Source organism: Nocardia transvalensis NBRC 15921 (assembly GCF_000308875.1).
GTDB lineage: Bacteria > Actinomycetota > Actinomycetes > Mycobacteriales > Mycobacteriaceae > Nocardia > Nocardia transvalensis.
Map to the genome: position 1 here is coordinate 70874 of NZ_BAGL01000083.1, position 25763 is coordinate 96636.

General features: G+C 68.4%; 28 protein-coding genes. 14 read left to right on the top strand and 14 right to left on the bottom strand.

The features are described from left to right. Window positions 1-6 precede the first annotated feature (6 nt). From urtB to ON41_RS29240, 7 genes are all read left to right on the top strand, one after another. Window positions 7-891: an urea ABC transporter permease subunit UrtB gene (gene urtB / locus ON41_RS29210; protein WP_040751229.1), complete on the top strand. Its 885-nt coding sequence runs from the start codon at window positions 7-9 to the stop codon at window positions 889-891. Then, window positions 888-2018, top strand: coding sequence for an urea ABC transporter permease subunit UrtC (urtC, locus tag ON41_RS29215; protein ID WP_040751231.1), 1131 nt, complete (start codon window positions 888-890; stop codon window positions 2016-2018). The genes urtB and urtC overlap by 4 nt, the downstream gene beginning before the upstream one ends. Next, entirely contained in the window at window positions 2015-2881 is an 867-nt protein-coding gene (urtD, locus tag ON41_RS29220) for an urea ABC transporter ATP-binding protein UrtD (RefSeq protein WP_051162732.1), read from the top strand. The genes urtC and urtD overlap by 4 nt, the downstream gene beginning before the upstream one ends. Next, complete coding sequence (gene urtE / locus ON41_RS29225; protein WP_040751232.1) at window positions 2865-3557, top strand: urea ABC transporter ATP-binding subunit UrtE; 693 nt, start codon at window positions 2865-2867, stop codon at window positions 3555-3557. Before urtD ends, urtE begins: the two co-directional genes overlap by 17 nt. Window positions 3558-3571: 14 nt before the next feature. Then, the gene (locus tag ON41_RS29230) at window positions 3572-4351 is read left to right on the top strand and encodes a GntR family transcriptional regulator (RefSeq protein WP_040751233.1); all 780 of its coding nucleotides are present in this window, start codon (window positions 3572-3574) and stop codon (window positions 4349-4351) included. Window positions 4352-4424: 73 nt separating this feature from the next. Further along, entirely contained in the window at window positions 4425-4964 is a 540-nt protein-coding gene (locus ON41_RS29235; protein ID WP_040751234.1) for a carboxymuconolactone decarboxylase family protein, read from the top strand. Window positions 4965-5017: 53 nt separating this feature from the next. Beyond that, window positions 5018-5911: an LLM class flavin-dependent oxidoreductase gene (locus ON41_RS29240; RefSeq protein ID WP_040751235.1), complete on the top strand. Its 894-nt coding sequence runs from the start codon at window positions 5018-5020 to the stop codon at window positions 5909-5911. 106 nt (window positions 5912-6017) lie between these two features. On the opposite strand, the gene ON41_RS29245 is transcribed toward ON41_RS29240, so the two are convergent. Next, window positions 6018-6845 carry a TetR/AcrR family transcriptional regulator gene (locus ON41_RS29245; RefSeq protein WP_051162734.1) on the bottom strand — a complete coding sequence of 276 codons (828 nt, stop codon included), beginning with the start codon at window positions 6843-6845 and terminating at the stop codon, window positions 6018-6020. A 120-nt stretch (window positions 6846-6965) separates the two neighbouring features. On the opposite strand from ON41_RS29245, the gene ON41_RS29250 reads away from it, so the two are divergent. Continuing rightward, window positions 6966-7367: a VOC family protein gene (locus ON41_RS29250; protein WP_040751236.1), complete on the top strand. Its 402-nt coding sequence runs from the start codon at window positions 6966-6968 to the stop codon at window positions 7365-7367. Window positions 7368-7415: 48 nt separating this feature from the next. Here the strand turns inward: ON41_RS29250 and ON41_RS29255 are convergent, their stop codons facing one another. Then, complete coding sequence (locus ON41_RS29255; RefSeq protein ID WP_040751237.1) at window positions 7416-8270, bottom strand: SDR family oxidoreductase; 855 nt, start codon at window positions 8268-8270, stop codon at window positions 7416-7418. A gap of 96 nt (window positions 8271-8366) precedes the next feature. Here ON41_RS29255 and ON41_RS29260 point away from each other — a divergent pair, with 96 nt between their 5' ends. Then, entirely contained in the window at window positions 8367-8765 is a 399-nt protein-coding gene (locus ON41_RS29260) for a winged helix-turn-helix transcriptional regulator (RefSeq protein ID WP_040751238.1), read from the top strand. Here ON41_RS29260 and ON41_RS29265 read toward each other — a convergent pair whose 3' ends face one another. Next, window positions 8766-9635: a hypothetical protein gene (locus ON41_RS29265; protein ID WP_040751239.1), complete on the bottom strand. Its 870-nt coding sequence runs from the start codon at window positions 9633-9635 to the stop codon at window positions 8766-8768. Window positions 9636-9718: 83 nt separating this feature from the next. Between ON41_RS29265 and sigI the strand changes: the two genes are divergently transcribed. Further along, window positions 9719-10567: an RNA polymerase sigma factor SigI gene (gene sigI / locus ON41_RS29270; RefSeq protein ID WP_040751240.1), complete on the top strand. Its 849-nt coding sequence runs from the start codon at window positions 9719-9721 to the stop codon at window positions 10565-10567. Here sigI and ON41_RS29275 read toward each other — a convergent pair. The 4 genes from ON41_RS29275 to ON41_RS29290 form a co-directional block, all read right to left on the bottom strand. After that, entirely contained in the window at window positions 10557-11435 is an 879-nt protein-coding gene (locus tag ON41_RS29275) for a TIGR03619 family F420-dependent LLM class oxidoreductase (protein ID WP_040751241.1), read from the bottom strand. The genes sigI and ON41_RS29275 overlap by 11 nt on opposite strands. A gap of 118 nt (window positions 11436-11553) precedes the next feature. Beyond that, window positions 11554-12213, bottom strand: a complete 660-nt coding sequence (locus ON41_RS29280; protein ID WP_083905718.1) for a Uma2 family endonuclease — start codon at window positions 12211-12213, stop codon at window positions 11554-11556. Window positions 12214-12380: 167 nt separating this feature from the next. After that, complete coding sequence (gene lpdA, locus ON41_RS29285; RefSeq protein ID WP_040751242.1) at window positions 12381-13784, bottom strand: dihydrolipoyl dehydrogenase; 1404 nt, start codon at window positions 13782-13784, stop codon at window positions 12381-12383. A gap of 149 nt (window positions 13785-13933) precedes the next feature. Next, a complete protein-coding gene (locus tag ON41_RS29290; RefSeq protein ID WP_040751243.1) occupies window positions 13934-14908 on the bottom strand; it encodes a dipeptidase in 975 nt (324 codons plus the stop codon). 146 nt (window positions 14909-15054) lie between these two features. Between ON41_RS29290 and ON41_RS29295 the strand changes: the two genes are divergently transcribed. Continuing rightward, window positions 15055-17109, top strand: coding sequence for a prolyl oligopeptidase family serine peptidase (locus tag ON41_RS29295; protein ID WP_040751244.1), 2055 nt, complete (start codon window positions 15055-15057; stop codon window positions 17107-17109). On the opposite strand, the gene ON41_RS29300 is transcribed toward ON41_RS29295, so the two are convergent. From ON41_RS29300 to ON41_RS29320, 5 genes are all read right to left on the bottom strand, one after another. After that, the gene (locus ON41_RS29300) at window positions 17106-17693 is read right to left on the bottom strand and encodes a TetR/AcrR family transcriptional regulator (RefSeq protein ID WP_051162738.1); all 588 of its coding nucleotides are present in this window, start codon (window positions 17691-17693) and stop codon (window positions 17106-17108) included. The two genes, ON41_RS29295 and ON41_RS29300, sit on opposite strands and share 4 nt — an antisense overlap. A 59-nt stretch (window positions 17694-17752) precedes the next feature. After that, window positions 17753-18661: an alpha/beta fold hydrolase gene (locus ON41_RS29305; RefSeq protein WP_040751245.1), complete on the bottom strand. Its 909-nt coding sequence runs from the start codon at window positions 18659-18661 to the stop codon at window positions 17753-17755. Between the two features lie 63 nt (window positions 18662-18724). Further along, window positions 18725-19585 (bottom strand): alpha/beta hydrolase family protein, encoded by an 861-nt coding sequence (locus tag ON41_RS29310; RefSeq protein ID WP_040751246.1) that lies wholly within the window; start codon window positions 19583-19585, stop codon window positions 18725-18727. 145 nt (window positions 19586-19730) lie between these two features. Continuing rightward, complete coding sequence (locus ON41_RS29315) at window positions 19731-21440, bottom strand: NAD-binding protein (protein WP_051162740.1); 1710 nt, start codon at window positions 21438-21440, stop codon at window positions 19731-19733. A gap of 79 nt (window positions 21441-21519) precedes the next feature. Beyond that, window positions 21520-22152, bottom strand: coding sequence for a TetR/AcrR family transcriptional regulator (locus ON41_RS29320; RefSeq protein ID WP_246460970.1), 633 nt, complete (start codon window positions 22150-22152; stop codon window positions 21520-21522). A gap of 499 nt (window positions 22153-22651) precedes the next feature. Here ON41_RS29320 and ON41_RS29325 point away from each other — a divergent pair, with 499 nt between their 5' ends. Genes ON41_RS29325 through ON41_RS29335 form a run of 3 tightly spaced genes read left to right on the top strand, consistent with a single transcriptional unit; the run spans window position 22652 to window position 23924 of the window. Beyond that, window positions 22652-22990, top strand: a complete 339-nt coding sequence (locus ON41_RS29325) for an ArsR/SmtB family transcription factor (protein ID WP_040751248.1) — start codon at window positions 22652-22654, stop codon at window positions 22988-22990. Window positions 22991-22993: 3 nt separating this feature from the next. Continuing rightward, window positions 22994-23440 carry an SRPBCC family protein gene (locus ON41_RS29330; protein ID WP_040751249.1) on the top strand — a complete coding sequence of 149 codons (447 nt, stop codon included), beginning with the start codon at window positions 22994-22996 and terminating at the stop codon, window positions 23438-23440. A gap of 1 nt (window position 23441) precedes the next feature. Then, window positions 23442-23924 (top strand): SLOG cluster 4 domain-containing protein, encoded by a 483-nt coding sequence (locus tag ON41_RS29335; protein WP_040751250.1) that lies wholly within the window; start codon window positions 23442-23444, stop codon window positions 23922-23924. A gap of 46 nt (window positions 23925-23970) precedes the next feature. Here ON41_RS29335 and ON41_RS29340 read toward each other — a convergent pair whose 3' ends face one another. Then, the gene (locus ON41_RS29340) at window positions 23971-24936 is read right to left on the bottom strand and encodes an NAD(P)H-dependent flavin oxidoreductase (protein ID WP_040751251.1); all 966 of its coding nucleotides are present in this window, start codon (window positions 24934-24936) and stop codon (window positions 23971-23973) included. A gap of 53 nt (window positions 24937-24989) precedes the next feature. Further along, window positions 24990-25763, bottom strand: a 774-nt coding sequence (locus ON41_RS29345) for a hypothetical protein (RefSeq protein WP_218003574.1), incomplete at its 5' end; no start/stop codon positions are given.

Below are 25763 nucleotides of genomic sequence, written 5' to 3' on the forward strand. Positions count from 1 at the left end.
GTCGCAATGGAAGTGGCGATCGGGCAGCTGTTCACCGGGCTCAGCCTGGGGTCCATCCTGCTGCTGGCCGCGCTGGGCCTGTCGCTGACCTTCGGTCAGATGGGCGTGATCAATATGGCGCACGGCGAATTCATCATGGCCGGCTGCTATACGACCTTCGTGGTGCAGCAGGTCGTGCACGCGACCGGAGTGGCGCTGGTCGTCTCGCTGTTCGCGGGGTTCCTGGTCGGCGGATTGCTGGGCGCCGCACTGGAACTGGGCCTCATCCGCTGGATGTACGACCGGCCGCTGGACACCCTGCTGGTGACCTTCGGCGTCGGGCTGATCCTGCAACAGCTGGCGCGCACCATCTTCGGCGCGCCGGCCAAGAACGTGGTCGCGCCGGACTGGCTGACCGGCGGCCTCACCATAGCCGGGGCCGTGGTGCCCAAGACCCGCATCTTCATCCTGGTACTCGCGGTCGTGGCGGTGTGCGCCCTGGCCGTCGCGCTGCGGGCGACACCGCTCGGACGCCGGATCCGGGCCGTGGTGCAGAACCGCGATCTCGCCGAGACCAGCGGAATATCCAGTCGCACAACGGATATCAGCACATTCTTTATCGGGTCCGGGCTGGCGGCGGTGGCGGGCGTCGCCCTGACGCTGATCGGATCCACCAGCCCCACCATCGGGCAGAGCTATCTGGTCGACGCGTTCCTGGTCGTGGTCATCGGCGGGCTCGGCCAGATCAAGGGCACGGTGCTCGCCGCTTTCGCACTGGGACTCCTGAATTCGTTCATCGAGTACTCCACGACCGCCTCGGTCGCGAAGGTGATCGTCTTCGTACTCATCGTGGTGTTCCTGCAAGTGCGGCCGCAGGGGCTGTTCACCGTGCGGACGAGGAGTCTGGCATGAGTTCCCCGGTTCGCACGCTCATCGGCTTCGCGACGGCCGCGGTGGTCCTGTTCGCCGTCGCACCGGCGGTACTCAGCGATTTCCGGCTCGGGCTGCTCGCCAAGTTCCTGTGCTTCGCCATCGTGGCGGTCGGCATCGGATTGGCTTGGGGCCGTGGCGGAATGCTCACGCTCGGACAGGGCGTGTTCTTCGGTCTCGGCGCGTACATCATGGCGATGCATCTGCAGCTCGCCGACGCGGCCCGGCTGAAACAGGACGTCCCGGAGTTCATGCAGATCGCCGGAATCAGCGAATTACCTTCGTACTGGCAGCCTTTCGCCTCGGGCCCGGTGACAATCCTCGCCATCGCCGTGCTGCCCGCGCTGATCGCCGCGCTGCTGGGATTCGGGGTGTTCAAGCGGCGGGTCAAGGGCGCGTACTTCGCGATCCTGTCCCAGGCGCTGACGGCGGCGCTGGCCGTGCTGCTCACCGGGCAGCAGACCATCGGCGGCTTCACCGGGCTCAGCGATTTCCGCGCGTTCTTCGGGTTCCGCCTCGACGATCCGGTGAACCGGCGGATGCTGTTCTTCATCGCCGCGGCGGCGCTGCTGCTGGTGGTCGCGATCGCGCGGCAGCTGATGCGCAGCCGGTACGGGGAACTGCTGGTGGCGGTGCGCGATCAGGAGGAACGCGTGCGGTTCCTCGGATACGACCCGGCCAATATCAAGATCGTCGCGTATGTGGTGGCGGCGTTCTTCGCCGGGATCGCCGGCGCGCTGTTCACGCCGATCGTCGGCATCATCTCGCCGGCCGATATCGGGGTCGTGCCCTCGATCGTCTTCCTCATCGGCGTGGCGATCGGCGGGCGGACCACACTGCTCGGGCCGGTGCTCGGCGCGATCGGGGTGGCGTGGGCGCAGACGACGCTCTCCGAGCACTTCCCGTCCGGGTGGACCTACCTGCAGGGGTTGCTGTTCATCGTGGTGGTCGGATTCGTTCCGGCGGGGCTGGCCGGGCTGGGACCGCTCGCACGGGGTGCGGTGGGCCGAATCCGGAGACCGGCCGGAACCGATGCGGCGGCGACGGACTCGCCCGCCCCGGCCGAAGCGGAAGACCTACCAGCGGAGACGGCGGTGGAGGCGCGATGACCGGCGACAACGACGCGGCGACAACCAGTGCCCTTGCGGCACAGGACGACTCGGGCGAGCCCAAGTTCGGCGGCACCGCGGGCATGAACAGCGAATACCTCGAGGTGCGCGGCCTGTCCGTCGAATTCGACGGTTTCAAGGCGGTGTCGGAGGTCGACCTGACCGTGCTCCAGGGCGATCTGCGCTTCCTCATCGGACCCAACGGGGCGGGCAAGACCACCGTGATCGACGCGATCACCGGCCTCGTCCCCGCCACCGGCTCGGCCCGGAAATCCGGCGTGGAACTGCTGGGCCGCAAGGTACACCGGATCGCGCGACTGGGCGTCGGGCGCACCTTCCAGACGGCCAGCGTCTTCGAACAGCTCACCGTCTTGCAGAATCTCGATATTGCCGCAGGGGCGGGCCGGTCCGCGCTCACCCTGCTGCGGCGGCGGAAGTCGGTGCTGCCATCGATCGAATCGGCCTTGGAGACAACGGGTCTGACGGCCCTGCGGGACAAGCCCGCCGGTGTCCTGGCACACGGCCAGAAGCAATGGCTGGAGATCGGCATGCTGCTGGTGCAGAATGCCGCGGTGCTGCTGCTGGACGAGCCGGTCGCGGGTATGAGCGCCGAGGAGCGCGAGGAGACGGGAAACCTGCTGCGCCGCATAGGTTCTGAACGCGTCGTCATCGTCGTCGAGCACGATATGGACTTCATGCGCGCCTACGCGACCTCGGTCACCGTGCTGGCGGGCGGCCGGGTGCTGAGCGAGGGCACGGTCGAGCAGGTGCAGGCCGATCCGAAGGTGCAGGAGGTCTACCTCGGCACCGCCGCGGCCGTCGAGACCTATGCCGAGGAGGCAGCCGATGCTGGAACTCGTTGACGTCGATACCGGTTACGGCCGTACGGAGGTGATCCACGGTGCGTCGCTGACCGTCCCGGACGACGGCGTCGCGGCGCTCATGGGCCACAACGGCGCCGGGAAAACCACCCTCCTGCGCGCGGCCGTCGGGCTGCTGCCGGTGCGGTCTGGACGGATCCTCTACAACGGCGAGCCGATCACGAAACTGTCGCCGTCGCGGCGGGTCCGGCGCGGCCTCGCCTATGTTCCGCAGGGCCAGCAGAGTTTTCCGCAGCTGACGACCGCCGAGAACCTGCAAGTGGTCGCGGACGGCCGCAAGCGCGGCAAAGCCCTGATCGACGAAGCGCTGGAACTGTTCCCGGCGCTGCGCGGGCTGCTCGACCGCAAGGCCGGGCTGCTGTCGGGCGGGCAGCGCCAGCAGCTGGCGATCGCGCGGGCGCTCGTCACCGAACCGTCGCTGCTGATCCTGGACGAACCCACCGAGGGCATCCAGCCGTCGGTGGTCGCCGAGATCGAGCGCACCATCCTGGAACTCACGCGGCGCGGCGGATTGAGCGTGCTGCTGGTGGAGCAGCACATCGGCTTCGCGCTCCAGGCGGCCGAGCGCTACTACGTGCTGCGATCCGGCCGCGTCTCCTCGTCGGGCGCGGGCGGTGCGGACGCGGCGACCTCGGTCCGCACGGCGATGGCGATCTGACCGGGACGTTCGAGATGGCGCGCAGGGGGCGTATCTCGTTGGGAGAGCGGGTGTATCGCTCGCTCCGCCGGGACCTGGCCGCGGGGGTGCTGGATCCGACCGTGCGCCTCGGCGAGGAACGCCTCGCCGAGACCTACGGCGTCTCCCGCACGCCGGTGCGGGAGGCGCTGGCCCGACTGCTGGCCGACGGGCTGGTACAGCGCCACGACGAGGGCCTCTACCCCTACCGTCCGCGCCTGGAGGAACTCGGCGATCTCTACGAATTGCGAATCGTGCTGGAGGCGAGGGGACTTCGCCGGATCCGATTCGCCGCACAGGACGGCGTTCCGTCCGATATTCCGGTCTACGGCGAGGTCGGCGACCTGAAAAGGTCTGTCGGCCCGAGTATTTCGCTCACCGGTGTGGCCCACGACCAGCTGGCCGTGCGGCGGGAACTCGGCGTCTGGCGGCGGCTGCGCGACGAACCGCCCGAACCCGGCGCGGACCTGATCGCCGCGGATGAGCGCTTCCATACCGGATTGCTGCTGGCGGCGGGCAATTCGTCGCTGGCCGAGGCCCTGAACGCCGTGCACGCCAAGGTCAGGCCGATCCGCTCGCTGGACATCCCGACCCCCGAGCGGATCGCGACCATGGCCGCCGAGCACATCGCCATCGCCGAACACGTGCTCGCGGGCGATCTGGACGCGGCGCTGAGCGCGCTGCTCGCGCACATCATCGGCTCGCGCGCCCACGTGCTCGCGCGGGCGCGGCAGGCGCTCGCGCTCACCCGGCTCGGCCAGGCGCTGCGGGAATGACCACCCCGATTGTTGCGAACATAGCCGTACACAATTAGTGGCACCCGACCGGACCAGGCTGTTAGCGTGAGGCATGGTGTCGACGAAGCCACGCATCGAGCCGGGCCGCCTGCGCGAACTCGGACCCGTCAACTGGGTGGTCTGGCAGGTACTTTCGCGAGCGGCGGGCACGCCCGATGCGCATCTGTTCAGCACCCTCGGCCGCACCGGCGGGTTGTTCCGGGGCTGGCTGCACTACTCCGGACGGCTGATGCCCGGCGGCAGGCTGTCCCGCTACGAGACCGAACTGGCGATCCTGCGCGTCGCGCACCTGCGCCGGTGCGACTACGAGACCGACCACCACATCCGGCTGGGCAAACGCGCCGGCATCGACCGCGAGGTCCTGGACCGCCTGCGCCTCGGCCCCGAAGCCCCCGGCTGGTCCGACCGCGAGCGCGCCCTGCTCGCCGCCGTCGACCAGCTCGTCCACAGCCGCGACGTCGACGACACCACCTGGTCCACCCTCGCCGCCCACTACGACGAGCGCCACCTCATCGAAATAGTCCTCCTGGTCAACCAGTACGAGGGCCTGGCCAGCACCATCACCACCCTCCGCATCGAAACCGACCACTAGCGCCGACCCGGAATTCGATCGAGGTTGTCGGTGGGGTCTGTCACCATCGGTGCATGACGACCCTGGGTTCGGTGTTCCTTCCGCAGCATCCGCCGGAGCGGGTGGTCGAGGTGGCTCGGGCGGCCGAGGAGGCCGGGCTCGAGGAGTTGTGGTTCTGGGAGGACTGCTTCTTCGAGGGCGCCGTGTCCGCGACGGCCGCGGCGCTGGCCCGGACCGAGCGGCTGCGCATCGGGGTCGGGGTGCTGCCGGTGCCGCTGCGCAACGTGGCCCTGACGGCGATGGAGATCGCCACCGTGGAGCGCATGTTCCCGGGGCGCACGGTGTGGGGTGTGGGGCACGGTGTCCAGGAGTGGATGGGGCAGATCGGCGCTCGCGTCGAGTCACCGGTGACCCTGCTGCGCGAGTACGTCGATGCCCTGCGCGCCCTGTTGCGTGGTGAGCGGCTGACCGTGCAGGGCCGCTACGTCCGGCTCGAGGACGTCGCGCTCGATTGGCCACCGGCCGCCGCACCGGCGATCATCTCGGCGGCGACCGGACCGCGCACCCTGCGGCTCGTCGGCGAGATCGCCGACGGCGCGGTCCTCACCTCGGGCGCCACACCCAACGACCTGCGCCGGGCGGTGGGCCTCCTCGGCGAGGGCAAGGCCACCGCGGGCCGCACCGACCCACCCGCGGTGATCGCCCACCTGATGGTCACCACGGGCCCCGACGCCGAACAAAGGCTCATCGCAGGTATGCGGCGAATGGGCCGCACCGCACTGGCGGGCGTCGGCGCTCCGGGCGACGACGGCCTCGGCGTGGCAGGCGACGAACACGCCGTAGCCGACGCGGTGGCACTACTCGTGGACGCGGGCGCCGACACGGTGATCCTCGAACCGACCGACGACGCCGACCCGGTGGAATTCCTCCGCTTCGTCACCGACAAGGTCCGCCCACTAGTCCCCTGAGCGCTGCGCGCCAGGGAACGTGGAGATTGTCCGCGCCAGAGAACGTAGAGGTTTCCGCGCCAGGAAGCCTGAAGATATCCCAGAGGACCTGGGGTGGGGAACTCGTTCAGGTGCTTGGCTTTTCGATGAGGTCGGCGAGGCCGGCGAGTAGGCGGGGTAGGCCGAAATGCCAGGCGTGGTCGGCGGAGTAGGCGCTGTCGTGGGCTTGGCCGGCGGAGGCGCCGATGCGGGCGGCGAGGGGGTAGTGCTCGGGGTCGAAGACTCGCTCGAGGACCGGGGCCGCGCGTTCCCACCACTCGCGGTCGGAGAGGCCGCTGTCGGCGGCGGCGCGCTCGGTATCGATGGCGATGCGGGCCACGGAGGTCACGAAGCCGAGCAGGTGGGTGAGGGCCGCGTCCATCTCGACGTCGTCCAGGCCGAGCCCGTCGAAGGCGCGCAGTTCGTGGTCGTACTTGGCGGCCACGCCCGGTCCCAGCGGCGGCCGCGTGGTCGGCACGTAGGCGACCCAGGGATGGCGAGTCAGCATCTCCCGGTTCTCGGTCGCGATCACGGAAACCCTTTCCCGCCAAGGTAATCCGCCGATATCGGCGCGAGGCATTCCCTGGTAGACCGAATCCAGCATCAGATCGAGCAGTTCGGCCTTGCCCGGCACGTAGGTGTAGGTGGCCATCGGCGTGAGGCCCAGCCGCGCGGCCACCGCGCGCATCGTGAGCGCCTCCAGCCCTTCCGAATCGGCGATCTCGACCGCCGCCGCGACCACCTCGTCGACGCTGCTGCGCTGCTTCGGACCGCGCCCGGGGGTGCGCGTCGGCGCGCGCCACAGCAACTCCAGCGTGCGCGCGGGGTCGCCCGCACCACTGCGCTCCCCGCCAGCGCGCCGCTCTCGCCGTTGCCTCGGCGTGCCGTTCGCGGACGACACGGCCTCGTCGCTCATCGCCACCTCACCTCCGCGCCGATCGTATCGGCGTGACAACGCTCACAGTGCACTGCGGCGGGAATTTCTCTACAAAGTACAGCGTACTTAGTACAGAGTTGTTCGACGCCAGGAGACACCATGAAGATCACCGCATCCGCCCTCTCCCTGAACGTGCCCGATCCGGAGGCGTCGGCGGCCTTCCTCGTCGAGCACTTCGGCTTCGCGGTCGAGATGTCCGCCGACGGTTTCGTCTCGCTGGGCCGCCCCGACGCCGGCTTCGGCATCGTCTACCTGCGCACGGGTCTGTCGACATTCAAACCGGAGCGCATCGCGGGCTCCGCGGGCGAGGGCCTGCTGGTGGTTTTCGTCGTCGACGACATCGACGCCGAATACGAGCGGGTGCGCGCGGAGGGGGTTCCGATCGTGACGCCGATCGAGACCGAGCCGTGGGGCGAGCGCTATTTCCAGACGCTCGACCCGAACGGCATCGTCATCCAGCTCGTCCAGTGGGTTGAGGCGCCCCCGGGCAGCGAATCCTGATGTGCGACAGGCGTTCCCGGCGGGCCTCTGCCCGCCGGGAACCGCCGGTCATTTGCCGAGCGCGGCCGAGAACACCTCGGTGACTGGCGTCGATGCCCGGCCGATCAACTTCTGTAGATCACCGCTGGTCACATCCAGCAGCCCGCCCCGTACACCGGTGTCCGCATCGGCCAGCACCTGCGCGTAGTCCGCGGGCAGACCGGCCTTCTCCAGCGCGGAGGCGTACTCCGCTTGCGGGAGATCCTGGTAGCGCACCGGTTTCCCGGATACCTCCGAAAGAACCTGCGCCAGATCCGCATACGTGAGACGCTGGTCGCCGCCCAGTTCGTAGACCTGCCCGGCGTGCCCGTCGGTGGTGAGAACGGCCGCGGCGGCCTCGGCATAGTCGGCCCGGGCCGCACCGGCCACCCGGCCCTCGCCCGCCGCACCCGACAGCACACCGCTGTCGACCGCCGGCGCCAGCGCGCTCGCGTAGTTCTCCCAGTACCACCCGTTGCGCAGAATCGCGTGCGGCACAGCGGATTCGGCGAGTACGGCCTCGGTGCCGCGATGCTCCTGCGCGAGAATCATCGAGTTCTCGGTGGCCCGCGGAATGCTGGTGTAGGCGAGCAGTTCCACCCCGGCCCGCTCGGCGGCGCGAATCACGGTGGCGTGCTGGTCCACTCGCGCGCCGAACTCGTTGCCGGAGACCAGCAGCACCCGATCGACACCCGTCAGGGCGCGATCCAGCGCCTCGGCGTCGTCGTAGGACGCCTGGCGCACGTCGACCCCGCGCTCGGCGAGATCGGCCACTTTCGACGGATCCCGGACGATCGCGACGACCGGCCCCGCCTCCCGGCGCAGCAGCGCCTCCACGACGAGACGGCCGAGCTGCCCACTGGCTCCGGTGACTGCGACGGTCATGACTACCTCCTGGTCGGCATACGGAATATCTAGCACTAACTAATAGTTAGTACATGATATTCCAGTACTACCAGACGAATGAGTAGCATCGATCACATGAGTACCCGGCAGACCACCGCGGCGGACGCGTCCGACCCGACGCTGGAGGCCGATGTCTTCGCTCGCAACTGCGACTCGCGCCCGGTGTTGCAGAACGTCGCGAGCCGCTGGGGCGTCCTGGCTCTGGTCGCCCTGCGCGAGGGGCCGTACCGCTTCAGCGCCCTGCGCCGCCGCGTCGAGGGCGTGAGCGAACGCATGCTGTCGCAGACCCTGCAGGCGCTCGAACGCGACGGCCTGATCCACCGCGAGGTGCAGCAGTCCATCCCGCCGCGCGTCGAGTACACCCTCACCGACCTGGGCTCCCAGGTCGCCGAACACCTCGAGGCCCTGATCGTGACGCTCGAGACCAATATCGATGCGATCCGGCGGGCCCAGGAGTCTTACCACCGCGAATAGTTACCCGCGGTGCAGCGATCCGTTGCTGAGGTAGAACGGCGAGCCGCCGGCATCGATCCCCGCCATCGCCGTCGTCTGCTGCGTGCCGTCGCTCGCCACGGCCCAGAGGTTACGTCGCATTCCGTGGCAGGTCTGGGTCTCCGGTGACAGTTCGGCGGTGTTCCCGTGGGCCTCGAGCGTCCACTCGCAGCCGTCGTCGGTGCGGGCGATGATCGTGTCGCCCGTGGCCGCGCGATACTCGACGCCGCCGGACACCGGTACCGGCAGCGCGAGACCGAGCGCGTTGTTCACATTCGCGATGCCGACCATGTGCGTGGGATCCGGGGGATCCAGCCGCCAGGAGCCGGCGAACCGCCGCAGCGTCTCGTCGCGGTCGGCCGCCGAGGCACGGGTGCGGCGGCCGTCCACGAGGTCGAAGGAGAACGACGCGCCGACCAGATAGCTGTTGGCGTGCAGGGATTCCCATTCGTGGTCACCGTCGATCCGGATGCGCCAGCGGTCGACGTTGTAGCCCGCGCCGATGTTCCGGTTGAAGCAGTACTGGTCGGTCGAGGTCATTTCCAGGGCATCGGCCTCGACGCGGAAGCGCCAGGTGCAGCCCTGATCGGTGTAGCCGATGACCTCGCCGTTCTCGCCCCTGCGGAAATCGACGGTCCCGATCTGAGGGAAGGTCGCGGTGTAGCCCGGCAGGTCCAGGGTGGCCATATCGGTCATGGTCGCGGGGTCCGGCCGGTCGTAGTTCCAGGTGCCCAGATAGGGCGCGACCGGATCGTCCGGGGCCGCGACGGCCGAGGGGGCGGACAGGCCGATCAGGCCCAGTGCGGTGACGGCGGCCAGCACGGCGCGCTGTCGGAAGGTCGGATATGTCATGACTGTCGGACGAGGCGGCGGCCGCGAAAGTTACCGGCCGCGGCGGCGGTAACTTTTCGCGGGCCCGTCCCGTCCTGGACTATATGGAGATGTCGAAGGAACTCGCCGACTCGTGGCGAGCGCATCGCATGCATCTGGTCGGGCTGGCATTCCGCATGCTCGGCGATATCGGCGAGGCCGAGGACGTCGTGCAGGAGGCATTCACCCGCCTGAGCCGCGCCGACGGGATCGATGACGAGCGCGCCTGGTTGACCGTGGTCACCGGCCGTCTGTGCCTGGACCAGCTCCGCAGTGCCCGGGCCCGGCACGAAAGCCCTTGGGACCTGGACGATTTCCCGTCCGCCGCACCCGTTTCCCGGGATCCGGAACCCGACCCGGCCGACCGGGTCACCCTCGACCAGGAGGTGCAGTTCGCCCTGCTGGTGGTGCTGCAACGCCTCGACCCCGCCGAACGAGTGGCCTTCGTCCTGCACGACGTCTTCGCCCTGCCCTTCGAGACGATCGCAGGCACCCTCGGCCGTCCCGCCGGCACCTGCCGGCAGCTGGCGCGCCGGGCCCGCCACAAGATCGCCGACGCCGGACGGGAACCGAAACTCGTTGCCGCGCCGCAGCATCGAGCGGTTACCGAACGCTTCATCGCCGCCTGCGCGGGCGGCGATGTCGAGGCCCTGGTCGCGGTGCTGCATCCGGAAGCCTGGGGCAGGGTCGAATTCGCCGCCCCCGCGGGCATGGACCCGATCGTCACCCGCGGCCCGAGCGCCATGATCGACAACCTGCTCCGCTACTACGGTCCCGCCGTCACCCTGATCCCGCACCCGGCGAGCGACGCCCCCGCCGTCCTCGCCTTCGTCGACCGCCGCCTGTTCGCGGAGCTGACCCTTACCCTGGCCGACGACCGGATCATCCGCATCGACTCCACCGTCACCCTGTGAGCAGGCGTTCCGCCCATTCCAGGTGGGAATCCAGGTCGGACACCGCGAACATCAGGTCGACGAATATGTCGCCATAGCCGTCGTCGTTCAGGGTCCGGACGGTCTCCGCGACCTGCTCGACGGTGGAGCCTGCCGCGACATTGACGCGGAGGAAGGTGTGGATCGCGGCCGGGTCCCGCCCTACGGCGCGAGCCGCCTCGTCGATGATCGCGCGCTGCCGCGGGAGTGCCGCCATGCCGTGGGTGCGCGCGGGCACCTGCACCACCGCCAGCCAGCCGTCGGCGCGCTCGCCGACCCGCTTCAGTCCCGGCGTCGTGAAACCCCCCAGATAGATGGGCGGCCGCGGGCGCTGCACCGGTTGAAGATCGACCCACGACGGCGGGATCGACACGCGTTCTCCCTCGTACTCGACCGGATTCGTCGTCCACCACGCGTCCAGGACCTCGAGCAGTTCGTCGAGGTGGGCGCCACGGCGGCGGAACGGCGCCCCGGCCGCCCGGAACTCGTCCGGCGACCAGCCGATGCCGAACCCCGGCAGCAGCCGTCCGCCGCTGATCACATCGATACTGGTCAGCTGCCGGGCCAGCGGGACGGGCGAATACCACGGGGCGACAAGCACATTGCTCCCGAGCCGGGCGGTCCGCGTCGCCGTCGCGGCAACCGTCAAGGCCACCAATGGGTCCAGGCTGGTGCGGAACTCCGGCGGAATGGTGTCGGACCCGGCGTAGCCGACCGTCGGCCGCACCGGCGCGAGCAATCGGTCGCCTACCCACAGGCTGCCCGCACCCATCCCCTCGACAGTCGCCGCGAAGCGCGCCACATCCTCGTACGCCGACTTACCGAACTGCGGTAACGCGAATCCAAGCATGTCGGCCAGGCTAGCTATGAAAACCAGTCAGTTCAATAGTTAGAACCATTCAGTTCAGAGCAAACCTCATACAAGACAATCGGTCTCAGCACATCCGGCCGGTAGCGCACGACCCGCGCTATGCCCAGGGCTCCCACTCGTCGGTAGGGAGGGAGACACCGAACGGTTCCGGCAGCGTGATGGTCTCCCCGAACTTCCAGGACACCGACTGCCGATAGCTGCCGGACTCACGGTCCGGCCCGGTGAACAGGGTTGTCGCGGCGGCCTTCGGATCTCGGTCGACGAGCAGGTAATAGCCGATGCCCACGCGCGCATAGCCGTTCCACTTGCTCGGGCGAACTCGGCGGGGTCCGGGTTGCCTGTCCTCGGCGGCATTCGACGGCGAGGTGACCTCCACCGTCAGCGCCAACTGTCTGGGTACGACCTTGGTCAGCGCTGCCGTGCGTGCCTGCCGCGCGACATCCTTGTCCACCACACACAGATCCGGGATGTAGCCGTCGTGGATCTCGCTCAGAGCGAGATCTTGGGTCTGCACACACCGCCAGCGAAACGCCGAATCGTCCGCCTGCGCCACGGCGAATGGAGCTTGTATCTCGCTCACGATCATGTTGTGAGCGAAGTCCGGTCCCGGTGCCACAACTATCTCCCCCCCGATGATCTCGACCCGAGTCCCGTCGTGCGGCAGGTCGAGAATGTCCGCCAGCTCGTCCCGCATCCACAGCTCGTACGGATCCGCGGGCAACTCGCGATGACGATGAACAACAGCCATGACACTCATGTGGTGTCCCTCCCTTGTGCTGATACCGCCATCGTATTCGGGGCGCACCGATAATCCCAGCTAGAGGCGGTTCCCGCACCCCTTTCGGCAACACGCACCCCCTGCGTATTCCCGCACACAGCAAAGGTGCCCTCCGGTTCGAAAACCGAAGGACACCTTGGCCGGGATCAGAAATTGATCATGTGCCCCGCGAGACCGTGGATCGCCTCCTGCAGCGCCTCGCTCAGCGTCGGGTGCGTGTGCACGTTCCGGGCGAGTTCGTTGACGGTGAGGTCCCACTTCTGGGCCAGGGTCAGCTCGGGCAGCAGCTCGGAGACGTCGGGGCCGATCAGGTGGCCGCCGATCAGCTCGCCGTACTTGTTGTCGGCGATCAGCTTCACGAAACCGGTCGCGTCGCCCAGGCCGTGCGCCTTGCCGTTGGCGGTGAACGGGAAGGTCGCGACCTTCACGTCGTAGCCCTCGGCCCGCGCCTGCTCCTCGGTGAGGCCGAAGCTGGCGACCTGCGGCTGGCAGAAGGTGGCGCGCGGCATCATCCGGTAGTCGCCCAGCGCCATGGTCTCGGCGCCGCCGATGGTCTCGGCCGCGACCACGCCCTGCGCCTCCGCGACGTGCGCGAGCTGCAGTTTGGCGGTGACGTCACCGATGGCGTAGATGTGCGGCACGTTGGTGCGCATGTAGTCGTCGATGGCGATGGCGCCGCGCTCGGTCAGCCGCACGCCGGTGTTCTCCAGGCCGTAGCCCTCCACCCGCGGCGCGAAGCCGACGGCCTGCAGCACCTTGTCGACGGTGACGGTCTCGACCGAACCGGACTTGTTGTCCTTGATCGCGACGGTCACCTTGGAGCCGTTGTCCTCGATGGACTGCACGGCCGCGCCGGTGGTGATGGTGATGCCGAGCTTCTTGTACGCCTTGGTGATCTCCTTGGAGACGTCGGCGTCCTCGTTCGGCAGCGCGCGGTCGAGGAATTCGACGATGCGCACGTCCACGCCGTAGTTCTTCAGGACGTAGGCGAACTCCATGCCGATCGCGCCGGCGCCCACGACCAGGATCGAACCCGGCAGGTCGCGGGTCAGGATCTGCTCTTCGTAGGTGACGACATTCTGCGACAGCGAGGTGCCGGGCAGCAGTTTCGTGACGGTTCCGGTGGCGATGATGACGTTGTCGAAGGTGATCGACTCGTTGCCGCCCTTGGTGAGGGCGACCGACAGCGAGTTCGGGCCGGTGAAAGACCCCTTGCCGTCGAATTCGTCGATCTTGTTCTTCTTCATCAGGAAGTGGACGCCCTTGACGCGGCCGTCGGCGACCTTGCGGCTGCGGTCGAACGCCGCGCCGAAGTCGAAGCTCGCCTCGCCACTGATGCCGAAGGTCTTCGCTTCCTTGGTGAAGAGGTGGGCGAGCTCCGCGTTGCGCAGCAGCGCCTTGGACGGGATACAGCCCACGTTCAGGCACACACCGCCCCAGTATTTCTGCTCGACGATCGCTGTTCGCAGGCCGAGTTGAGCGGCGCGGATCGCGGCGACGTAACCGCCGGGACCAGCACCGAGAACGACGACATCGTAGTGGGAAGTCACGGCTTCGAGCCTAACGCAGCGTGGTATGGCGCCGCCTCCGGCGTCGCGGGTTCGCGGCCCCTCGAGGCTCGTTGTTCAGCGGTCGAGACTCGCTCCGTGTGGGGTGCTCTGGTGCGGACCTCACGAGCGGACAGGATGTGATGCTCATCCTATTCCCACACCTGGCGGGCGACGCGCAGGAAGTTGCCGCCGAAGATCGCGGCGCGGTCCGGCTCGGCGAATCCGCGGCGGGCCAGGACCTCGTCCAGTCCGGGAACGCCGGCGGTGCCCAGCAAGTCCTCCGGTGGCGTCCATTGGAGCGGACCCCAGCGCGTGTAGTCCTCGGAGAAGCTCTCGGGTGCGGCCGCGATCTCGGCATTGAACTGATCGCCGTCGAAGGAGAAGTCCGATCCGACCCCGATGTGATCGATGCCGACCAGATCCGCACCGTAGGCGATGTGGTCGGCCATCGCCTCGATCCGGGCGGCGCGTTCGTCGGAACCGTTGTGGCCCAGGAAGATTCCGACGCCGTTGATGCCGATCACGCCGCCGGTCGCGGCGCAGGCGCGGGCCTGGTCGTCGGTGATATTGCGCGGATGGGCCCACAGGGCGGCGAAATTGGAGTGGCTGTAGATCATCGGCACGGCGGTGACGTCGGCGATATCGAGGCCGGTCCGGGCCGAGCAGTGCGAGCCGTCGGCGAACACCCCGACCTCGTTGAGGGTGCGGATCAGGTCGCGGCCGTAGGCGGTCAGCCCGGTGTCCTCGGTGTCCAGGCAGCCGCAGCCCGCGGCGTTCGCGTAGTTGTAGCTCGGCAGCAGCGAGCGCACCCCCAGATCGTGGAAGACCCGCACCGCGTCGAGATCGCCCTCCAGCGGCCCCGAGTCCTCGAGATCGAAGGCCAGTGCGATCGTCCGATCGTCGCCCACGGTGTCCTCGACGGAGGACACCAGCCGAAACCGGCCGTCCGCCAGCGCATCCCGGCGGAACTGCCGGACCAACCGCAGCGCGTCCGCCATGGATTGCGGGGCGTAGCCGACATTCACCGACAGGTACGAGCCGCGCGGGTAGCGAGCCAGCTCGGCGATCTCGGCCGTCGGCAGCAGCGGCAGGCAGCAGTGCTGTTCCCACAGGAAGTGCGGCAACCGGATCCTCCTCCACGCGGCGGCAACGATTCCGCAATCGTAAGTGACCCGCACCCCGGTACGCGTACGGCGGAATCGGCGGGATTCCGGCCGTGGACACGCCCGTAGGCGTTCGCCATATCCGCGCGTCGGCCACAATGACTGACATGAACGGCGACGAGGAGCAGCAGTCCGATCCCTACCTGTGGCTGGAGGAGGTGACCTCCGACCGCGCGCTGGATTGGGCGCGGGCCCGCAACGAGGTGGTCGTCGAACGCTTCGCGACATCGGACCGGTTCTCCGAACTCGAGCATCGCATCCTCGACATGCTCGACACCGACACCCGCATCCCGTACCCCTCGCGCCGTGGGAAGTGGCTCTACAACTTCTGGCGCGACGCCGAGCACCCCAAGGGACTGTGGCGGCGCACCACCTTCGCCGAATACCGCACCGACAGCCCGGACTGGGAGGTGCTCATCGATCTCGACGCGCTGGCCTCCGCCGAGGAGGAGAACTGGGTGTGGGGCGGCGCGGCGGTGCTGCGACCGGAGCAGTCGCTGGCGCTGATCAGCCTGTCGCGCGGCGGGGCCGACGCCAAGGTGATGCGCGAATTCGACATGGCGACAAAGCAATTCCGCGAGCCGGCCGACGGCGGCTTCTACCTTACCGAGGCCAAGTCGCAGGCGCGCTGGATCGACGCCGACACCCTCTATATCGGAACGGATTTCGGCCCGGGATCGCTCACCGAGTCCGGCTATCCGCGCCTGGCCAAGCGCTGGCGGCGCGGCACGCCGCTGGAGCAGGCCGAGACCGTCTTCGAGGGCGAGGCGGCCGATGTCATGGTCTCGGCCGGATACGACCGCACACCCGGCTACGAACGGCACTACGTCGCCCGGGCCACCGACTTCTTCAACGAATCGGTGTACCTGCTGGAGGACGACGGCAGCCTGCGCCACCTCGATGTGCCGACCGACGCCTCGGAATCCTGGTACAAGGACTGGCTGCTGGTACGGCTGAAGAAGGACTGGGAGGTTGGCGGGAAGACCTACCCGGCGGGCGCCCTGCTCGCCATGAACCTGAACGAATTCCTCTACGGCGCACGGAATTTCGAGACGGTGTTCACCCCCGACGCGCACACCTCGCTGCACGGCTACGGCTGGACCGAGAACCATCTGCTGCTGATCACCCTCGAGGACGTGCAGACCAAGCTGTACGTGGTCACCCCCGGCAGCTGGACCCGCGAACCGCTCGCCGACACCCCGCCGATGGCGACGACCAATGTCATGAACCTCGATCCGCTCGAGGGCGGCGACGACTTCATGCTCACCACAAGCGGTTTCACCACGCCCGCGACCCTGTTGTCCGCCGCGGTCGGCCGATCGCCCGAACCGCTGAAGCAGGAACCGGCGTTCTTCGACGCCGCCGGTATCGAGACCGAGCAGTTCTTCGCCCGCTCCGACGACGGAACGATGGTGCCGTACTTCGTGATTCGCCACGGCGACCGCAAGGGCACACCCGGCCCGACGGTCATGTCCGGCTACGGCGGCTTCGAGGTCTCCCGCACCCCCGCCTACAGTGGCGCCTCCGGCATGGGCTGGCTGGAACGCGGCGGCACCTGGGTGATGACGAACATCCGCGGCGGCGGCGAATACGGCCCCGAATGGCATACGCAGGGGCTCAAGGAGAATCGGCACCGCGTCTACGAGGATTTCTCCTCGATCGCCCGGGACCTGGTGACCCGCGGCATCACCACCCCGCAGCAGCTGGGCGCGGTCGGCGGCAGCAACGGCGGGCTGCTGATGGGCGTGATGCTCACCCGCTACCCGGAGTTGTTCGGCGCCATCGTGTGTCAGGTTCCGCTGCTGGATATGAAGCGCTATCACCTGCTGCTCGCGGGCGCCTCCTGGATGGCCGAGTACGGCGATCCGGACAAGCCGGAGGAGTGGGAGTACCTCGCGAAATACTCTCCGTACCAGAACGCGCGCGCAGATCGAACCTATCCGCCGATCCTGCTGACCACCTCGACCCGCGACGACCGCGTGCATCCCGGGCACGCCCGCAAGATGGCCGCTCGCCTGGAGGAACAGGGCCACACGATCTGGTACCACGAGAACATCGAGGGCGGCCACGGCGGCGCGGCCGACAACAAGCAGATGGCGTTCCAGGCATCGCTGATCTACGAGTTCTTTACGCAGATGCTGGTAGAGGACCGGAAAGACTAACTCCCGGAAGGCATTCCGGATCGGTAGCGGTCGAACCCGTCGAGCATGGCGGTGAGGCCGAGATCGAAATGGTCGGTCCCGGCCGCGCCGTCGGCCGCGGCGGCGAGCAGGTCGTAGCCGGGTGCGTCCGGCTCCGGCTTGCGGCTGCGCGTCGCGGCGACCGCCGCCGAGGTCCAGCTCAGCATGTGCCCGGAGACGTATTCGCCGAGGCAGCGCGATACCTGCAGGGCGACCGGCGGCGGGAATCCCGCGTCCCGCAGCCGGGCGATCATCCGGTTACCGGTCGCGATCGCCTGCGGGCTGCGGATCGGACGGGTGGCGAAGATCGGCACCGCATTCGGATGCCGCCGCAGCGCCGAGCGCAGCCGATGCCCGTAGGCGCGCATGAGTTCGTGCCAATCCCCGTGCCACGGCAGCTCATCCATGGCCAGTTCGGCGAAGATCGAGGCGGCGACCTCGTCGAACAGGTCCTGCTGATCGGTGAAGTGCCGATAGGCGGCCATCGGATCCGCCCCCAGCGCCCGCCCCAGCCGCCGCATCGAGAACCCCTCGAGCCCCTCCGCATCGATCAGCGACAGTGCCACGGCGGCAATACGATCCCGGCGCAACGTAGGCCGCTCGACCGCCCTCTTCCCGCGCGCGCTCACCTCCGCGCCCTATCCACAACCGTGCACAGCCGCTCGGCGAACGCCTCCGGTTCCAGCTGGTAGGCGGTGTGGCCACCCGGGAATTCCACGTAGGCCGTGTTCAACCGCCCGGCCAGCGCCTGAGCCGCGACCGCGTACGGGCGGCCCGCGCTGTCCGCGCCGACGCCGATCCACCACGGCACCACGACCGCGCGCAACGCCTCGAGATCCGGCCGGTAGTCGGCACAGAACGCCGGAAGTTCCCGTCGCAGCAGCAGTTCTGCGTTGCCGAGCATGCGGGTCATCGTCGACGGAGGTCGTCGCGTGAGCGCGCGGACGGCCGCTCCCACCGCGAGGCCGACGCGGGTCGCGCCCGCCATGACCGACTGCCCGGCGGCGGATCGGAAGACGGCCGGCAGGTGAGGCGCCGTGATCACGCCGAAGGCGGCGAAGGCGCGCAGCGGGCTCTTCTCCACCGCTAGGCGCCCGATGGCCGTGATCTCGCGGCGCGCGGGATCCTCTTCGGGCAGCAACTGCACTACCGGAGGTTCGTGCACGACGGCGCTCGTCACCCGAGCACCTTGCCGCACAAGAACTTCCAGCGCGATGACCGCGCCGCCGCTGGTGCCGAACAGATGTGCCCGCTCGATCCCGTGCGCATCCAGGACCGCCACTACATCACTCGCCTGGACACCGACATCGACGGCTGCGTCCGGAGTGGTGAACGCACTGCGGGAATTGCCGCGCCGGTCGAAGGTGATCACCGTGAAGCGCTCGGCGAGCAGTGCCGCGATCTCCTCGTACACCCCGGCGTCGCCGCCACCACCCGCGATCAGTATCAGCGCGGGACCGGATCCGACCGACTCCGAATACAACCGCGCCCCGGGGACGTCGACCATCCGCGCGGTTCTCTCGGTCCCGGCCATTCCAGCCTCCGTATCTACAGCGTAGACATGGAAGTCTACACTGTAGATCTCGGTCGAATCGGTTCAGAGGTCCCGGACCCATTTCTCGATTCGATCGACCGTGGGGCGCGGGGCGGTGATCCAGCCGTTGTGTCCCACGGCTTCCGGCTGGTGCCAGGTCGTGATGCGGGCGTTGGGGAGTTTGTCGAGCAGATGCGCGGCGGACGTGGGCGGGGACAGGTCGTCGCCTTGCAGGGTGATCGACAGGACCGGGAGTTTGAGGCGGGAGATGCGTTCCTCGTAGTCGATATCGGCGTCGACGGGGACGAAACGACCCGTGCGCGCCAGCCGGGCCCAGTCCGAGATCAGGACCTTGGATTGCCGACCGAATCCGCCCGCGGTGATCCGGTCGCCGGGCCAGAAACCGGCCACATTGGCGGTGAGCGAGATGGCGGTCGGGCCCAGCAGCATCGCCGAACGGGCGATACCGCCGTACCCCCGGTAGTAGGGCGTTCCCGAGGCGACCAGGATCAGCCCACCCAGCCGCCCCCGGATGCGGGCCGCGTACATCGTGCCCAGCTGCCCACCCATGCTGTGCCCCAGCAGGATCGGCGTGCTGTCGGGGAATCGCTCGCGCACCACCTCGAAGATCGCCGGGAAATCGACCGAGACCAATTCCTGATAGCCGTAGGCGCTGTCCGCGCTCGGCTTCGGGTGACTGTCCCCGTTGCCGCGCAGCTCCCCGATCGCCACATCGAATCCGCGCCCGGCCAGCTCCGACGCGACGTCTCCGTAATAGACGCCGGGCACCCCGAGCCCGGGAATGATCACGACCACCGCCCGCGGCGCATCCGCCGTGATCGTCCGCCGATGCTCCCCCCGCGCCGGCACCAACCGCACCGGAACGACACTGCCGTCCGCCACCTGGATCGGAATCGTCTCCATGCGCGCACGCTACCCCGGCCCCGCTCAGATGGCGTCTTCGCTGGTACACGTCCCAACGCCACAGCAGGCACTCCCCGGCCCCGCTCAGGTCGGGCGCACTCCCGGACCCCGCTCAGGCCAGGCGCACTCCCAGGCCCCGCTCGGGTCAGGCGATGGCGGGGTCCGCTTCGGCCGGGTCGTCGTCGCCCGGTTCGGGTGTGGCGCCGACTGTGCTGTGGGCCAGGAGGTCGTCGAGGCCGTAGCGGTTCGACACCACGACCAATTGGTTGCCCGCGGCCAGCAGGGTTTCGGGGTCCGGCTGCCACTGGAGTTCGGCGCCGACCTCGGGCTGTACCGCCAGGACCCGAGTGTGCACCGGCAGTCCCACGGTCCGGATCGGCTTGCCGACCAGCGCCGAGCCCTCCTCCACCGGCACCTCGGCGACCATCAGCCGGGCACTGTTGATCGACAATGTCGCGATCACCCGGCGCTCGGCCATCGCCGCCGCGAAACCCTCGGCGGCGAGCTGGAATACGCTGCGCACCACCACCGAATTCTCGAGTTTGCGCTGCACCCGCTCGGCGAGATCGTCGTCGGACAGTCGCACGACCACGTTCAGCCCGTCGTGCTGGGAGCGGTCGTGATAGGACTGGCCGAGCAGGGCGGCCTCCAGATTCACCGCGTCGCTGCTGGTGAGCAACACCAACGCCCGGGCCCGCGACACTCCGGCCGCCGCCAGCGTGTCCTCCCAGGTGGCCTGGCCGATCACGACCGGCACCCCCAGCGTGCGCGCCAGCGCGATACCGCGCGCGTTCTCGTCGTAATCGAGCCCGACCACGGGTACGCCGAGGTCCGACAGCTGCTCCATCACGCGCATACCGACATTGCCGAGCCCGGCCACCACCACGTGGTCGCTGAAATCCTTAGGGTCCGGCCCGATCTGCTCCGACAACTGGGCGCGCAGCACCCCGCCCACCACCATCGCGGTGACGACGGGCGTCAGGGCGAGACCGATGAACACGACCACGACCTGCAACACCTTGAAGATCGGTTCCCGCTGATGTTCCGGCTGCGCGGCCCCCGCGGCATCCAGCAGGGTCTCGTATACCGCGTCACCCCAAGCGTTTCCGATCAGGATCATCAGCGCGCAGCCGAGCACGATCAGCGTCAGCAACGACAGCATGAGCCGGACCAGGTTGTGGCGGGCCAGATATCGCAGCTTCAGCAGGAAGCGCCCGCGACTGTTCCATGTGTGCGGCGCGCGGCCCGCCAGCGCCAGCGCCCGCGCATCGCTGCGGGTCGACGCCAGCAGGCGGATCTCACCCGGCGGCGACTCCACGAGCCCGCACACCATCGTCCCGTTCGGAATGCCGTTGGGGCCGGTGACGTACAGGGTCCGCTCACCCAGGCGCAGGTAGTCCAGGGCCTTCACGCCCAGCGCCTCCGCGATGAACGACGGCGCGGCCATCTCGGAGATCGAGAGGACCACACAGTCGGCGAACAGCGTCCGGATGCGAAACCCGAGGCCGGTGTTGAACATCCGGATCACCAGCCGGATGTCCGGATTCATCTCGTGCGCCCGCAGCGCGGCGTGGAAGTTCTCGACATCCGCCTGGTCGACCAGCGCTAAGGCTCGCGCCTCGGCGACCCCGGCGATGCGCAGCGTCTCCTCGTCCAGCCGCTCGGCGCACAGGATGCGCACCCGGTCCAGCCGCTCCAGCAGCGAGACGAACCCGCCCCGGCGATTCGGGAGGATGACGGTCACGACGCCGTCGGCGAATTGCTCCACCAGCTGCGCCGCAAGTTGATAGACGAGCGGATTATCCCCGCAGACAACGAAACTCGGGGTGCGTTCCCCCACCGGCTCGACACTCACACTGCGATGCTAGAGCGAATCACCAGCACACGACCAGTTTTCGCGCCCGACGAACATGCCCGCGCGGGGTGGCGACGCGTCAGGCGCTCACCGCGCCGATGATCACCCGGCGCAGCACCCGGATGACATCGTCCAGCGGCGCGCGGGGAGCGGAGCCGCTCCACGCGTCGACCACGTAGTTGACCGCGCCGATGATCGCCAGCACGCGCATCTCGTAATCACCCGGCGGGATTTCCCCGTGCAGTGCGGCGTCCTCCGCCGCGCCGGCCAATAGCGAACCCCAGGCGCGCCGTAATTCCAATCGGAATTTCTCGACGTTGGGTCCGGCGCCGACTACTTCCACCAAAGCGACCCGCGCCTTGCGCGGATCCCTTCCGATCGATTCGACGTAGGCCCGCACCGCCGCATCGATGGTCTCGACCGCGGCGCGATCGGTTTGTTCGGCCAGGGCCGCGGCGACCGCTTCGCGGGATTGCCGGTCGATCTGTTCGTAGAGCTCCAGGAGGAGGGATTCGCGCCCGGTGAACTCCTCGTAGAACTGCCGCGAGGAGAGGCCGGCATCTTTACAGATGGCGCCGACCGAACTATTCGCATAACCGTCGCGCGCGAACACGGTCAGCCCGGACTCCAGAAAACGCGCACGTCGCTGCCGCTGCCGGTCTTCTACGGGCTGCCCGGCGTACATCCTGCCCGCGTTCGTTTCCTGTGACATCGCGCCAGACAATACCCAAACGCCCGAGCTAAACGGCATGGATCTGGCCGTTCATTTTCCGTGCGAATTCCCCGGGCGATAGCTGAAAGTTGTCTACTCGCGAGGAAAGAATCCTCGGCGCGCCCGAGTGCGGATATCCAATTTTTCGCGGGTCCGGAAAATGGACCGACGAGGGCCCGACCCCCTCATCCGGATCAGGCCCTCGCCGGCACCACCGGCGCGTCGCGCTTTCCAGCGAGAGTTACCAGCGGTTTGCCTGCCCACTCGCGACCATACTCAGCGGCCAGCGATTTCGCGACATTTTGCAGGAAGTTTCTAGAAGTATTTACCTGATGGAAGGCGGATGGTTCATTGTGGACGAAGTCGTCACACAGTCGCCCCGCGAGGGATATCGGTATCGGGCGCGGGATGTTTCACGCAGTCGACCCGGACGTCAGGATCCGGGCAGATGGTTAAGTAACCACTTGACTTTCGGTCATCGCCTCATACACTTAAGGACGTGCTTAACCAATCGGATCGGCTGGACCAGATCTTCCGCGCCCTGGCCGACCCCACGCGCCGCGGGCTGCTCGAACGGCTGTCCGGCGGCCCGGCGGCGGTCAGCGCGCTGGCGCGGCCGTTGGACATGTCCTTGGCGGCGGTCGTGCAGCACCTGCAGGTGTTGCAGGACGCGGATCTGGTCCGATCCGAGAAGTCCGGCAGGGTTCGCACCTGTCGGCTGGCACCCGATGCGCTGCGCGCGGCCGAACAATGGCTGCACGACCGCCGCACGCCCTGGGAGCAGCGTTTGGACGCCCTCGGGGACGTACTCACCGATACCACCGATAACGAGGACTAGATCATGACAGAGCATTCCGCCGCACACGCCACCTTCACCATCGAGCGCGACTATCCCGTGCCGCCGGCCGAGGTCTTCGCCGCCTGGTCGGATCCGGCGATGAAGGGCCGCTGGTTCGCCGGCGCCGAGTCGAAGCACGAACTGGATTTCCGCGTGGGCGGCCGCGAGATCGCCTCGGGCTCCCACGACGGCGACACTCTGACCTTCGAGACCACGTATCACGAGATCGTCCCCGGCGAGCGGATCGTCTACACCTCGGCGCTGCGCACCGGCGAGACCGTCGCGACGGTCTCGCTCACGACGGTGGAATTCGCTGCGGCACAGGACGGTACGCGTCTCACCCTCACCGAACAGGGCACCTACCTCGACGAGCACGAGCAGTCCGCCTGGCGCGAACAGGGCACGAACGACCAACTCGACGCCCTCGGCAAGGAACTGGCCGCCCGCTGACATGCCTCCGATACAGGTCGCGGTCTGCGGCCCCCGGGAATGCACGGCCGCCGCGGCCGCTCACGCCACAGAGGTCGGCCGGCTCCTGGCCGAGGCCGGTGCGACCGTCCTCTGCGGCGGCGGCGCCGGGGTCATGGCCGCGGTAGCCGAAGGAGCCTCGCGCGCAGGCGGTCTCGTGATCGGCGTCCGCCCCGACACCGACCGCTCCACGGCCTGCGCGGGACTCTCCGCGGTCCTGTACACGGGAATGGGCGAGGCCCGCAACGCGATCCTGGTGTCCTCCGCCGACGCCGTCATCGTGGTCGGCGGCTCCTGGGGAACCCTGTCGGAACTGGCCCTCGCTCACCGCCGCGGCGGCATTCCCGTTGTCTCACTGCATGGTTGGCGAATTCTCGACACCGATGGCTCCTCGATCGAGCTGACGACGGCTGCCGATCCCGCCGAGGCCGTCGCTCTCGCGCTGGACTCGGCCGAGCGGGCGTGAGCCGCCCGCGTCGAGATCCGTTACCGCACAGGGGGTATCGGGAAGGTCAGCGGTGACCGGTCAGGCGGGCCAGGATACGTTCCGCGGCGGCGGCGAGCATCGGAACGAGGTCGGCGGCGGGTTCGACGGCCGTCACGAGGCCTACGCCCTGGCCCGCCCAGACGGGGGCCGCGGTGAGGTCGTCGCGGGCGGCCAGTTCGCGGTATTCGGCGTGGGCACGTGCGTCGGTGCGGAGTTCCTCGTCGCGGCCGCGCCACTTGTCGAGGAAGTCGTTGCGGAGGGTGCGGGCCGGATATTCGTGCGGCCACGGGGCGCCGCGGGCGATGTCGAGGGTGCGGTTACTTTCGGTGTCCTCGCCTGTGGCGTCGAGTATGGCCTTGCTTTCCTGTGCCGACACCAGCGCCTCGGGGGTCGCCTCGAATCTGGTTCCGATCAGGGCGCCCGATGCTCCGAGGGCCAGCGCGGCGGCCAGGCCGCGCCCGTCCGAGATGCCGCCGGCCGCGAGAACCGGTGTGGGACCGGCGAGGTCGACCACCACCGGCACGAACGACATCGTGCCGAGGGGTTCGGCGCCGCTGTGGCCGCCGGCGTCGCCGCCCTGGGCGACGATGATGTCGGCGCCCAGATCCACGGCCCGCCGGGCCTCGTCCAGGTTGGTGACCTGAAGAATCAGCGTCGCGTTCGAGGTCCGGACGCGATCCACCAGCGGTGTCGGATCGCCGAACGACAGCATGACCGCCGCGGGTTCGTACTCCACGGCCCACGCGATCGTCTCGGCGTCGATCGCCCACGTCAGAAAGCCGACGCCCCAGGGCTTTCCGGTCGATTGCCGCGCCAGCGACAGCTCCGGCCCGATCGTGTCCCGATCACCGCGGCCGCCACCGACCAGCCCGAGCCCGCCGCCCTCGGAGACCGCCGCCGCCAGCGCACCACCGGCCACGCCGCCCATGGGCGCCAGGGCAATCGGGTGATGAACGGACAGGTGCTCGGTGAATGCGGTCTGCAGCGCCATGCCCCGAGCCTGACAGGTCGCCTGCACCACGGCAAACGCCGCGAGGTGCGGCCTCAGCCCACCGGGACGAAGCAGTAGGTGGCGCCTTCCTTCTGGTCGACGTAGTGGAAATGCTGGACCGTAGTGAAAGCGATCTTGCCGACGTAGTCGCCTTCCGCGGATGTATCGCACACCTTCGTATCCGTCACGCCGGGCAGCTTGCGGTCGAGGCGGCCGGATGAACTCGCGCAGGTGGCGTCGTAGTTGTAACTGCTGCCGATCTTCTCGTAGCAGTTGCCGATCGTCAGATTGGGCGCGGCGCAGGAATGCGCCACGGTGTACTGACCGTCGCGATATCCGTCGGTGATGACGAGGATCTGCGGATCGGGGCACTCGACCGGCTTGCCGCCGCCCGACACGATCTCGGAGGTGACAATCTTCTTCGTCGCGGTCGGCAGTGCGCAGTCGACGACCTTGATGGGACCGTGGATGACTATCTCCGACGCATCGGTGCACTGACCGACGAGCGGCATCACGAGCTGCTCGGGATCGGTCTTGGGCGACAACAGACCGGTGTTGTATACGACGACCAGCGCGAAGCCGATCAGAGTTATCGCGACGAAGACGCACACGATGATCAGGCCGGCCCGAGAATCGCGCTGTGGGGGACGTGGCGGCGGCGGATATCCCTGGTAGCCCATCGGGGGCGGAGGATAGTAACCCTGCGGTGGCGGCTGGTTCTGTTGTGGATAGCCGCCGTAATAACCGTTCATCGTCATCCCCCCTACGGGATAAGTTCCTCGGAAATGGCGAAGGCCCCCAGCCGATGGCTGGGGGCCTTCTAACAA